Origin of the sequence: Kitasatospora kazusensis, from assembly GCF_039529945.1 — a bacterium.
Taxonomy (GTDB): Bacteria; Actinomycetota; Actinomycetes; order Streptomycetales; family Streptomycetaceae; genus Kitasatospora; species Kitasatospora kazusensis.
On sequence record NZ_BAAANT010000001.1, the window covers coordinates 277,279 to 289,078 of the forward strand.

Annotated in this window: 10 protein-coding genes; 8 read left to right on the plus strand and 2 right to left on the minus strand. The window is 71.0% G+C overall.

Annotation, left to right across the window (positions count from 1 at the left end; all coding sequences use genetic code 11):
- Nucleotides 1–45 precede the first annotated feature (45 nt).
- On the plus strand, nt 46–912 hold the full coding sequence (locus ABD330_RS01400) for a polysaccharide deacetylase family protein (RefSeq protein WP_344459780.1): 867 nt from the start codon (nt 46–48) through the stop codon (nt 910–912).
- 147 nt (nt 913–1,059) lie between these two features.
- Here the strand turns inward: ABD330_RS01400 and ABD330_RS01405 are convergent, their stop codons facing one another.
- Entirely contained in the window at nt 1,060–2,229 is a 1,170-nt protein-coding gene (locus ABD330_RS01405; protein ID WP_344459782.1) for a class I SAM-dependent methyltransferase, read from the minus strand.
- A 214-nt stretch (nt 2,230–2,443) separates the two neighbouring features.
- On the opposite strand from ABD330_RS01405, the gene groES reads away from it, so the two are divergent.
- From groES to ABD330_RS01420, 3 genes are all read left to right on the plus strand, one after another.
- Entirely contained in the window at nt 2,444–2,752 is a 309-nt protein-coding gene (groES, locus tag ABD330_RS01410) for a co-chaperone GroES (RefSeq protein ID WP_280717627.1), read from the plus strand.
- Nucleotides 2,753–2,855: 103 nt separating this feature from the next.
- Nucleotides 2,856–4,487, plus strand: coding sequence for a chaperonin GroEL (gene groL, locus ABD330_RS01415; protein ID WP_344459784.1), 1,632 nt, complete (start codon nt 2,856–2,858; stop codon nt 4,485–4,487).
- Between the two features lie 127 nt (nt 4,488–4,614).
- Nucleotides 4,615–5,619, plus strand: a complete 1,005-nt coding sequence (locus ABD330_RS01420) for a LysR family transcriptional regulator (protein ID WP_344459786.1) — start codon at nt 4,615–4,617, stop codon at nt 5,617–5,619.
- A 140-nt stretch (nt 5,620–5,759) separates the two neighbouring features.
- On the opposite strand, the gene ABD330_RS01425 is transcribed toward ABD330_RS01420, so the two are convergent.
- Complete coding sequence (locus ABD330_RS01425; RefSeq protein WP_344459788.1) at nt 5,760–6,086, minus strand: WhiB family transcriptional regulator; 327 nt, start codon at nt 6,084–6,086, stop codon at nt 5,760–5,762.
- A gap of 527 nt (nt 6,087–6,613) precedes the next feature.
- Here ABD330_RS01425 and ABD330_RS01430 point away from each other — a divergent pair.
- The 4 genes from ABD330_RS01430 (at nt 6,614) to ABD330_RS01445 (ending at nt 11,515) form a co-directional block, all read left to right on the plus strand.
- Complete coding sequence (locus ABD330_RS01430; protein ID WP_014136228.1) at nt 6,614–7,225, plus strand: response regulator transcription factor; 612 nt, start codon at nt 6,614–6,616, stop codon at nt 7,223–7,225.
- Nucleotides 7,226–7,687: 462 nt separating this feature from the next.
- The gene (gene shbA / locus ABD330_RS01435; RefSeq protein WP_344460029.1) at nt 7,688–8,245 is read left to right on the plus strand and encodes an RNA polymerase sigma factor ShbA; all 558 of its coding nucleotides are present in this window, start codon (nt 7,688–7,690) and stop codon (nt 8,243–8,245) included.
- 432 nt (nt 8,246–8,677) lie between these two features.
- Entirely contained in the window at nt 8,678–10,180 is a 1,503-nt protein-coding gene (gene guaB, locus ABD330_RS01440; protein ID WP_344459790.1) for an IMP dehydrogenase, read from the plus strand.
- A 207-nt stretch (nt 10,181–10,387) separates the two neighbouring features.
- Nucleotides 10,388–11,515, plus strand: a complete 1,128-nt coding sequence (locus ABD330_RS01445) for a GuaB3 family IMP dehydrogenase-related protein (RefSeq protein ID WP_344459792.1) — start codon at nt 10,388–10,390, stop codon at nt 11,513–11,515.
- The last annotated feature ends 285 nt before the right edge of the window (nt 11,516–11,800 follow it).

The following is an 11,800-nucleotide window of genomic DNA, read 5'->3' on the forward strand; positions in this document are numbered from 1 at the left end:
TAGCGTTCTGTCCGAGAGCCGGACGACGCAGGGGAGCACCCAACGGTGAAGAGCAGGACGAGGACCTACGCGGTGGCGGCACTGGCCGTGCTGGCAGCGGTGACCGGGTGCAGCAGCAGCGCCGCCCCGGCGGCCGCTCCCGCGGCCCCGCCGGCCGAGACCACCCAGGCCGCGGCCGCGCCGCCGTCCGCCGCGTCCGCCTCGCCGCAGGCCGCGGCCTGGTCGAAGTGGGGCCTGCAGCCGATGGCGGCCGCGCCCGCCCCGCCCGCCGACAGGCCGGTCAAGCTGACGGCCAGCGGCACCGTCCCGGTCATCAGCGACGTGCCGACCAAGGACAAGGTCGTCTTCATCACGCTGGACGACGGCGCGGAGAAGGACCCGAAGTTCGTCGAGATGCTGACCGACCTCAAGATCCCGGTCACGATGTTCCTGACCAAGGACATCATCGAGAACAACTACGGCTACTTCAAGCCGCTCCAGGCGCTGGGCAACCACATCCAGAACCACACCGTCAGCCACCCGCAGATGAGCAAGATCTCGGCGGCGAAGCAGAAGTCCGAGATCTGCGTGGACCAGGCGACCCTCACCCAGCAGTACGGCACCGCCCCGCTGCTCTTCCGCCCGCCGTTCGGCGACGGCGCCAACACGCCGACCCTCAACACCTCGGTGCAGCAGTGCGGCCCGCGCGCCATCGTGCTCTGGCGCGAGACGATGCAGATCCACGACATGCAGTACCAGACCGCCGACAAGAAGCTGAAGCCCGGCGACATCATCCTGGCGCACTTCCGCGGTCCGTCGGAGCTCAAGGGCGAGACGATGACGGCGATGTTCGGCGAGATGCTCAGCCGCATCCAGGAGCAGGGCTTCGCCGTCGCCCGCCTGGACGACTACATCCAGGCGCCCGCAGGCTGACCACCGGTCGGGCAGGCAGCTGGTCAGCCACAGACAGGGGCGCGTGGGGGCACCTTCCGGCCGAAGGCTGGGGGAGAACTGCGCGAGTCGGGAGGCAACGGTCCGCAGGCTCCCGCCTCGCGCAGTTCTTCGTGCCCCTTTGCCTGATCAGCCGACAGGCTGACCGAGCATCATGAGGTGCCCGTCGCCGACCCGGCTCAGGATCACCGTCACCGTGTTCGGGCCGGCGGGCTTGAGCTGGCGGCGCAGCTCCTCCGGGGTGATGCCGATGCCGCGCTTCTTGATCACCACGGTGCCGGCCCCGCGCTCGCGCAGCAGCGCCTTCAGCTTCTTGACGTTGTACGGGAGCACGTCGGTGAGCTCGTACGCGTGGGCGTACGGGGTCGGCACGAGGCGGTCGGAGGTCAGGTAGGCGATCATCGGGTCGATCAGCCGGCCGCCGACCTGCTCGGCCACCTCGGCGACCAGGTGCGCCCGGATCACCGCGCCGTCCGGCTCGTACAGGTAGCGGCCCACCGGCCCGGCCGCCGGATCGGGGAGGCGGCCGCCGGTGAGGGTGTGCGCGCCGGGCAGCAGGGTGGCGCGGTGCGGCTCGGCGGGCTTCGTGCCGAACCAGAGCCCGGCCTCCTTCACGTCCCCGTGGTCCGACACCCACTCGGCCTCGGCGTCCTCGGGGACCAGCTCGTGCGGGATCCCCGGCGCGATCTTGAGCGCCCCGAACGGGGTGCGGCGGGCCGCCTCGACCGCCCAGGAGAGCGGGGGCGAGTACGCCTCCGGATCGAACACCCGGCCCCGCGAGGTGCGCCGCGCCGGGTCGGTGAACACCGCGTCGAAACCCGTCACGTCGACCTCGGTGACGTCCGCGCAGCGCACCTCGATCAGCTCGGCCAGGCCCAGCGCGGCGGCGTTCGCCTCGGCGACGGCGCAGGTCAGCGGGTCGCGGTCGACGGCGAGCACGGCGATCCCGGCCCGGGCCAGCGCGATCGCGTCCCCGCCGATCCCGCAGCACAGGTCCGCCAGCCGCCGGACGCCGAGCGCCGCGAACCGCTCCGCCCGCCACTCGGCGACGCTGCGGCGGGTGGCCTGTTCGACTCCGTCCGGGGTGAAGTACAGCGCGTCCGCGTCCACGTCGAACTTGGCCCGCGCCCGCTGCCGCAGGGCCGCCTGGGCGAGGGCGGCGGACACCAGCCCGGCCGGGTGCGTGCGGCGCAGCCTGGTGGCCAGGGCGAGTTCCTCCCCCGGCTTGAAGTCACGCAGCTCGGCCAGCAGTGCCTGGCCCTCGTCGGTCAGCAGGGCCCGGAACGATTCGATCTCCACCCGGCCATTGTCCCCGGACACCGGACAGCCTTCGAGCCACGCCGTTGGCACTCTGGTTGACTGAGTGCTAACGGCGGCCTATGGTCGTTCCTGGCACTCCCCCCAGGGAGAGTGCTAACGCGACAGAGTGTGCCTGACCCCCGCGACGGCAGGCACGCGGACGTCGCCACCTACCTGAAGAACAACCCCGTATTCTCCGAAGGGGAGCTCGGACGTGACCACCGTCAGCAGCAAGGTTGCCATCAAGCCGCTCGAGGACCGCATCGTGGTCCAGCCGCTCGAAGCCGAGACCACCACGGCCTCCGGCCTGGTTATCCCGGACACCGCCAAGGAGAAGCCCCAGGAGGGCGTCGTCCTGGCCGTCGGCCCGGGCCGCTTCGAGGACGGTAACCGTCTTCCGCTCGACGTCACCGTCGGCGACGTCGTCCTGTACTCGAAGTACGGCGGCACCGAGGTGAAGTACAACGGCGAGGAGTACCTCGTCCTCTCGGCCCGCGACGTCCTCGCCATCGTCGAGAAGTAAGACGTTCCAGCCCGCCCCGGATCCGTGTCACTACTGACAGGGGCCCGGGGCGCGGTTGTTGGCTCACGCGCACGTCACAAAGACACTCCCCGAAGGAAACACCATGCCGAAGATCCTGCAGTTCGACGAGGACGCCCGCCGCTCGCTGGAGCGCGGCGTGAACAAGCTGGCCGACACCGTCAAGGTGACCATCGGCCCCAAGGGCCGCAACGTCGTCATCGACAAGAAGTTCGGCGCGCCGACCATCACCAACGACGGTGTCACCATCGCCCGTGAGGTCGAGCTCGACGACCCGTACGAGAACCTCGGCGCCCAGCTGGTCAAGGAGGTCGCCACCAAGACGAACGACGTCGCGGGTGACGGCACCACCACCGCCACCGTGCTGGCCCAGGCCCTGGTCAACGAGGGTCTGCGCAACGTCGCCGCCGGCGCCGGCCCCGCCGCCCTGAAGAAGGGCATCGACAAGGCCGTCGCGGCCGTGTCCGAGTACCTGCTCGCCAGCGCCCGCGAGATCGAGGGCAAGGACGACGTCGCCGCCGTCGCGTCCCTCTCCGCGCAGGACCCGCAGGTCGGCGAGCTCATCGCCGAGGCGATCGACAAGGTCGGCAAGGACGGTGTCATCACCGTCGAGGAGTCGAACACCTTCGGCGTGGAGCTGGACTTCACCGAGGGCATGCAGTTCGACAAGGGCTACCTCTCGCCGTACTTCGTCACCGACGCCGAGCGTCAGGAAGCGGTCCTGGAGGACCCCTACATCCTGATCAACCAGGGCAAGATCTCCAGCATCCAGGAGCTGCTGCCGCTGCTGGAGAAGGTCCTGCAGGGTGGCACCTCGAAGCCGCTGCTGATCATCGCCGAGGACGTCGACGGCGAGGCGCTGTCCACCCTCGTGGTGAACAAGATCCGTGGCACCTTCAACGCCGTGGCCGTCAAGGCCCCCGGCTTCGGTGACCGCCGCAAGGCCATCCTGGGCGACCTGGCCACCCTGACCGGTGCCACCGTCATCTCCGAGGAGGTCGGCCTCAAGCTCGACCAGGCCGGTCTGGACGTGCTGGGCACCGCCCGCCGCGTGACCATCACCAAGGACGAGACCACCGTCGTCGACGGTGCCGGCGACCACGAGGCCGTGGCCGGCCGCGTCGCCCAGATCAAGGCCGAGATCGCCAACACCGACTCGGACTGGGACCGCGAGAAGCTGCAGGAGCGCCTGGCGAAGCTCGCCGGCGGCGTCTGCGTCATCAAGGTCGGCGCCGCCACCGAGGTGGAGCTCAAGGAGCGCAAGCACCGTCTGGAGGACGCCATCTCGGCGACCCGCGCGGCGGTCGAGGAGGGCATCGTCGCCGGTGGCGGCGCCTCTCTCGTCCACGCCCAGAAGGTGCTCGACGGCGGCCTGGGCCTGTCGGGCGACGAGGCGACCGGTGTCGCGGTCGTCCGCAAGGCGCTCGCCGAGCCGCTGCGCTGGATCGCCCAGAACGCCGGCCTCGAGGGCTACGTCATCACCCACAAGGTCGCCGAGCTGGAGGCCGGTCACGGCTTCAACGCCGCCACCGGTGAGTACTGCGACCTGCTGAAGGCCGGCGTCATCGACCCGGTCAAGGTCACCCGCTCCGCGCTGGAGAACGCCGCGTCCATCGCGTCGCTGCTGCTCACCACCGAGACCCTCGTGGTGGAGAAGCCCGCCGACGAGGAGGCCGGCAACGGTCACTCGCACGGCGGCCACGGCCACGCGCACTGACGTCCGACCCGCTGACCCGTCAGCGGCCCGGAGGCCCGGCACGCACCCCCAGGGGCGCGTGCCGGGCCTCCGGCGTGTCGCATCAGGATGATTTTGTTCGAATCAAAGATTGCCTTATAACTGAGGCATGATCGAGGCCCGTCACCTGCGCGTCCTGCGTGCCGTCGCCCGCACCGGCTCCTTCTCCGCCGCCGCCCGCGAGCTGGGCTGCACCCAGCCCGCCGTGAGCCAGCAGATGAAGGCCCTGGAGAAGTCGGTCGACACGCCGCTGGTGGTCCGTTCGGGCCGCGGCATGCAGCTGAGCGAGGCCGGACAGGTGCTGCTCAAGCACGCCACCGGCATCCTCGCCGGGCTCTCCGCCGCCGAGGAGGAGGTGGCGGCGATCACCGGGCTGCGGGCCGGGCGGGTGCGGCTGGTGTCCTTCCCCACCGCGAGCTCCACCCTCGTGCCGCCCTCGGTGGCCGGGCTGCGCGGCGCCCACCCGGGGATCCGGGTCTCGCTGGTCGAGGCCGAACCGCCGGAGTCGCTGGCGATGCTGCGGGGCGGCGAGTGCGAGATCGCGCTCGCCTTCCGCTACCCGGACTCCCCGGGCACCCCGGTCCGCCCGGCAGCCCACGGCACACCCCGCGCGGTCCGCGCCGAAGCGACGCTGGAGGCGGCCGCCTCGCTGGCCGCCAACGACTGGTCCGACCTGGTGGTCCGCCCACTCCTCGACGACCCGCTGGTCGGCCTGCTCCCGGCCGCGCACCCGCTCGCCGGGCGGGACGAGGACCGGCCGGTGGACCTGGCCGAACTCGTCGACGAGCAGTGGATCGCCGGCTGCCCCCAGTGCCGCGGCCACCTGGTGGAACTCTGCGGCGCGGCGGGCTTTGAACCCCGGATCGACTTCGCCACCGACGACTACCCCGCCGTGGTCGGCCTGGTCGCGGCCGGGCTCGGCGTCGCGGTGCTCCCGGGGCTGGCGCTGGCCTCGGTCAGCCGCGCGGGCGTGGCCGCCGTCCCGCTCCGCGCCGCGTCCGGCCGTCCGGCCGTCCGCCAGGTCGTCGCGCTCACCCTGCCCGACCTGGCCGAGGTGCCGGCCGTCGCCCTGATGCTGGATCAGCTCTCCGGCGCGGTTGCGGCGCGCCGCTAGCCCTTTTTGACGCGGGTAACCACCTCGGGGCGCGGGGAACTGCGCGATCAACCGTGCACCACCGTCACTCCCGTTTCGCGCAGTTCCCCGCGCCCCTGGGGGGTGCCTGGCTGGTGCGTGAGCGCTGGTGCAGGAACGTTTCAGCGGCGGATCGTCGTCGGGAGGGCGATCGGTACCTCGGCCAGGCGGTTGCGCGAACGCCCCATCAGCTCTTCGCGCTCGTCCTCGGTCAGGCCGCCCCAGACGCCGTACGGCTCGCGGACCGCCAGCGCGTGCGCCGCGCACTCGGTCCGCACCGGGCACCGCATGCAGACCTCCTTCGCGCTGGCCTCGCGCGAGCTTCGCGCCGCTCCGCGTTCGCCTTCCGGGTGGAAGAAGAGCGAACTGTCGACGCCGCGGCAGGCGGCGGAGAGCTGCCAGTCCCAGAGGTCTGCGTTCGGGCCGGGGAGGCGGGAGAAATCTGCCATGGCTCATTCCCTTCAGGGACCCGGCGCGGGCTCGTGTGCGGCGAGGCTGCGGCGGGTCAGTACGAACACCTGGAAATATGACTTACGGCAACCACTGGGACAAGTCACCCACAGAGTTACACAACAGTCAATGACCGTCCAGAAGCTATAAAACCGGTCAAAGCGGGCATGACGTTTGGCAGGCGCCGACGTGGCAATCGGGTGGCTCCGGGGGCGTGTACGGCCCCGTGGATGCGCTCGGGGTGCGCGGGCCACGCCCGAACAGCACAAAAGTGCGGCATATGCACCGCGATGCGGCTGATCGGTAACGGGTCGGCCACGTACAGTGGTGGAGATGGCCCTGAAAGCCGTAACTCATTCGAGTGACGGTCGTTGGATGTGCGGAGGCGGTTTGCGGGCGCCGGGCGTCGGAACGATCGCGGGGAGACCGGCGATCCTTACGAAACCTGTCGTCAATCGGCCGTGTCGGAGAGATTCGTACCAGCCAGGAGGCTCAACGTGACGCGGATCAGCTGCGGAGGACGGTCATGACATCCGTACTCGTCTGCGACGATTCCCCGCTCGCCCGGGAGGCGCTTCGCCGCGCGGTGGCGACGGTGCCCGGTGTCGACCGGGTGACCACTGCGACGAACGGTGAGGAGGTCCTCCGCCGCTGGGTGGCCGACCGCTCCGATCTCGTTCTGATGGATGTCCGGATGCCCGGCCTCGGCGGGGTGGAGACCGTCCGGCGGCTGCTCTCGGCCGATCCGGGCGCGCGCATCATCATGCTCACCGTCGCGGAGGACCTCGACGGTGTCGCCCTCGCGGTCGCCGCCGGCGCCCGCGGCTACCTGCACAAGGACGCCTCGCGCGCCGAGCTGCGGGCCACCGTCACCCAGGCGCTCGCCGACCCGACGTGGCGGCTCGCCCCGCGTCGGCTCCGCAGCCCGGACATGGGGGCGGCGCCGACCCTGACGGCCCGTGAGATCCAGGTGCTGGAGGGCATGAGCCACGGGCGGAGCAACGCGGAGATCGGCCGCGAGCTGTTCCTCTCCGAGGACACCGTCAAGACCCACGCCCGGCGCCTGTTCAAGAAGCTCGGCGCGTCGGACCGTGCGCACGCGGTGGCGCTCGGCTTCCGCTGGGGCCTGGTCCGCTGAGCCCTGCCGCGGGTTCAGATCCGGGCTCTCAGGGGCGGCCACCCGGCCGTTCCGTTCGATCAGACGTATGACGTTGCGGTCCCGAGGCTGCACCATGGAGTAGTGGAGCACCTCGGGGACCAGCGGACAGGCACTGCGGAGACGGGCGTGGCCGCAGTCGGCTCGGAGAGCGGCAGCGTGGTGGAAGGCGGCGCGGTGCGTACGGTGCCAACGCGTGAGGCGGCGCACGAGCCGGTGCCCGAAGCGGCGCACGACGTTCTGGCGCATAACGTTCCGATGCACAACTCCGGACGCGGTGCCGCGTTTTCCGGGCCGACCAGGCACCATGGACCGATGCGCGACGACGAGGTGGAGAGCGACGGGGTCGCTCCGAAGGGTCAGGCCGCCGACCCGTCGTACCCGAGGAGCGCCGATCCGGCCGAATCCCGCCGCCCGGTGCTCGGTTCCGGCGCGTCGCCCCTGATGGGCGAGCTGGTCGCCGCCGCCGTCCGCGGTGAGAACCCCGCCATCGACGCCCTGCTCGCGTACGTCCACCCGCTCGCCCTGCGGTACTGCCGGGGCCGGCTGGTCCGGCTGCCCGGCAACGCGCGCCACCACGTGGACGACGTGGCCCAGGAGGTCTGCGTCGCGGTGCTCTGCGCCCTGCCGCGCTACAAGGACGAGGGGCGTCCGTTCGAGGCGTTCGTCTTTCGTATCGCCGCGCACAAGATCGCCGATCTGCAGCGGGCCGCGATGCGCGGGCCCGGCTCCACCGTGGTCCCGTCCGACGACATGCCCGAGCTGCCCGACGAGGCGCTCGGCCCGGAGGAGCGCGCGCTGCTCAGCAGTGACGCGGCCTGGGCGAAGGAGCTGCTCTCCAACCTGCCGGCCCGCCAGCGCGAGCTGGTGCTGCTCCGCGTGGCCGCGGGGCTCTCGGCCGAGGAGACCGGGGAGGTGCTCGGGATGTCGCCCGGCGCGGTCCGGGTCGCGCAGCACCGGGCGCTCAGCCGGCTGCGGGCGCTGGCGGAAGAGTCTTCTTAGGCACTCGCTCAGCCACAGACAGGGGCGCGGGGAACTGCGCGACTTCGGAAGGCGATGGTCTGCACTTTTCCGGTTTCGCGCAGTTCCCCGCGCCCCTCTTCGTGGTCGGCCGGCGGCCTGAGCGCGCCGCGGAAGAGTATTCCTGATCACAGTGTTGTCAAGGGGGCGCGAGCCTTCAATGCCGGTGCCAGTACGATGGGGTATCGGCGCCTGGGCAGGTCGCCAAAGTTTCGCGGGTGTGAGCGGGCTTCCTTCGGAGGTTCCTCCAAACGCCCCGGGGTGTCTTGGCGGCCTGAGCCTGTGCCGGTGCGCGCGGGTGCGACGGAGGCTGTACAGCGGTCCACGTCCGCCCTCAACTGAGCGACCAACGCGCCCCCACCCTCAGCAGGGCGCATCAATCGATTCGGCCACGCCACGGAAGGTCCCCTTCACATGTCTTACAACGCCGCAGGCGTACCCGAGAAGTTCGCGATGCTCGGGCTCACGTACGACGACGTCCTGCTGCTGCCCGGGGCCTCCGAGGTGCTGCCCAACCAGGTCGACACCTCCTCGCGGGTCTCCCGCAACGTCCGCGTGAACATCCCGCTGCTCTCCGCCGCGATGGACAAGGTCACCGAGTCGCGGATGGCGATCGCGATGGCCCGTCAGGGCGGCGTCGGCGTGCTGCACCGCAACCTCTCGATCGAGGACCAGGTCAACCAGGTCGACCTGGTGAAGCGCTCCGAGTCCGGCATGGTCACCGACCCGATCACGGTCGGCCCCGAGACCACGCTCGGCGACGCGGACGCGCTCTGCGCCAAGTTCCGGATCAGCGGCGTGCCGATCGCCGACGAGACCGGCAAGCTGCTCGGCATCGTCACCAACCGCGACATGGCCTTCGAGTCGGACCGCAGCCGCAAGGTCCGCGAGATCATGACGCCGATGCCGCTGATCACCGGCAAGGTCGGGATCAGTGGTGAGGACGCGATCGGGCTGCTCCGCCGCCACAAGATCGAGAAGCTCCCGCTGGTCGACGACGAGGGCCGGATCAAGGGCCTGATCACCGTCAAGGACTTCGTCAAGGCCGAGAAGTACCCGAACGCCGCCAAGGACGCCGAGGGCCGTCTGCTGGTCGGCGCGGCCGTCGGTGCCAGCGCGGAGGCCTTCGACCGGGCCCAGGCGCTGGTCGGCGCGGGCGTGGACTTCCTGGTCGTCGACACCTCGCACGGTCACAGCAGCAACGCGCTGGCCTGGATCGCCAAGATCAAGGCAGCCGTGGACGTCGACGTCATCGGCGGCAACGTCGCGACCCGGGACGGCGCCCAGGCGCTGATCGACGCGGGCGTGGACGGCGTCAAGGTCGGCGTCGGCCCCGGCTCGATCTGCACCACCCGCGTCGTCGCCGGCATCGGCGTCCCGCAGGTCACCGCGATCTACGAGGCGGCCCTGGCCTGCCAGGCGGCCGGCGTGCCGGTGATCGGTGACGGCGGCCTCCAGTACTCCGGCGACATCGGCAAGGCGCTCGCCGCCGGCGCCGACACCGTGATGCTCGGCAGCCTGCTGGCCGGCTGCGAGGAGTCGCCGGGCGAGCTGATGTTCATCAACGGCAAGCAGTTCAAGTCCTACCGGGGCATGGGCTCGCTGGGCGCGATGCAGTCGCGCGGCCAGGGCCGGTCCTTCTCGAAGGACCGCTACTTCCAGGCCGAGGTCTCCTCCGACGAGAAGCTGATCGCCGAGGGCATCGAGGGCCAGGTCCCGTACCGGGGTCCGCTGTCGGCCGTGCTGTACCAGCTGGTCGGCGGCCTGCGGCAGACCATGGGCTACGTGGGTGCGGCGACCGTCGCCGAGATGGAGAGCAAGGGCCGGTTCGTCCGGATCACCTCGGCGGGCCTCAAGGAGAGCCACCCGCACGACATCCAGATGACCGTCGAGGCGCCGAACTACACCAGTCGCTGAGGCATCCTCGCAGGGGCGCGGGGAACTGTCCGGAGTCGGAAGCTGCGGGTCGTGGCCTTCCGGTTCGCGCAGTTCCCCGCGCCCCTGTTGTGCTTGCCCGGCATCGTTGGGTGGACGCCTGCCGCACTGCGGTGTCCCCGTGCGGGATACTGGGGGCGGCCGGGGTGACCCGGTCGGTACATGCATGAGGCAGCAGAAGGGCTCGAAGTGACTGAGATCGAGATCGGGCGAGGCAAGCGCGGCCGACGGGCGTACGCATTCGACGACATCGCCGTCGTCCCCAGCCGTCGCACCCGGGACCCGAAGGAGGTCTCGATCGCCTGGCAGATCGATGCCTACCGCTTCGAGCTGCCGTTCCTGGCGGCCCCGATGGACAGCGTGGTCTCGCCCGCGCAGGCCATCGCGATCGGTGAGCTGGGCGGCCTCGGGGTGCTGAACCTCGAAGGCCTCTGGACCCGGTACGAGGACCCGCAGCCGCTGCTCGACGAGATCGCCACGATCAAGGACGAGGCCGCCGCGACCCGCCGCCTCCAGGAGATCTACTCCGCCCCGATCCAGGCCGACCTGATCGGCAAGCGGATCAAGGAGGTCCGGGAGTCGGGCGTCGTCACCGCCGCCGCGCTGTCGCCGCAGCGCACCGCCGAGTTCTCCAAGGCCGTGGTCGACGCCGGCGTGGACGTCTTCGTGATCCGCGGCACCACGGTCTCCGCCGAGCACGTGTCAGGCGCGTTCGAGCCGCTCAACCTCAAGCAGTTCATCTACGAGCTCGACGTCCCGGTGATCGTCGGCGGCTGCGCCACCTACACCGCCGCGCTGCACCTGATGCGGACCGGCGCCGCCGGTGTGCTGGTCGGCTTCGGCGGCGGTGCCGCGCACACCACCCGCAACGTGCTGGGCATCCAGGTCCCGATGGCCACCGCCGTCGCCGACGTGGCCGCCGCCCGCCGCGACTACATGGACGAGTCCGGCGGCCGCTACGTGCACGTGATCGCGGACGGCGGGGTCGGCTACAGCGGCGACCTGGCCAAGGCCGTCGCCTGTGGCGCGGACGCGGTGATGATCGGTGCCGCGCTGGCCCGTGCCACGGACGCCCCAGGCAAGGGCTTCCACTGGGGCATGGAGGCCGTGCACGAGGAGCTGCCGCGCGGAAAGCGCGTCGACCTGGGCACCGTCGGCACCACGCAGGAGATCCTGACCGGTCCGTCGCACACCCCCGACGGCACGATGAACCTGTTCGGCGCGCTGCGCCGCGCGATGGCGACCACGGGCTACTCCGAGCTCAAGGAGTTCCAGCGTGTCGAGGTGACGGTCAACCCGGGCCTGCGGCACGGCTGACCGTTTCCGGCTGACGGTTCGTCTGATTTTTACCGAAACCTCCACTCCGGTGGAGGTTTCGGTGCGTCAGAGGCCTTTTCCGGCCACCGGTCGGGTACGTAGGGCTGGCCGCCCGGCCGTTTCGGCGGCCGGGAACACCGGGGTGGGTGGTCGGGGAGCCGCGCGACAGGGGATGATGGAGGCTTGGCGTTCGGAGCACGTCGCCGCGCGTGGCCGCGTGCCTGTTCGAAAGGACCGCCGGACTCCGCCGACGCGCCGTCACCTCGATCGCCGACAGCACAGATC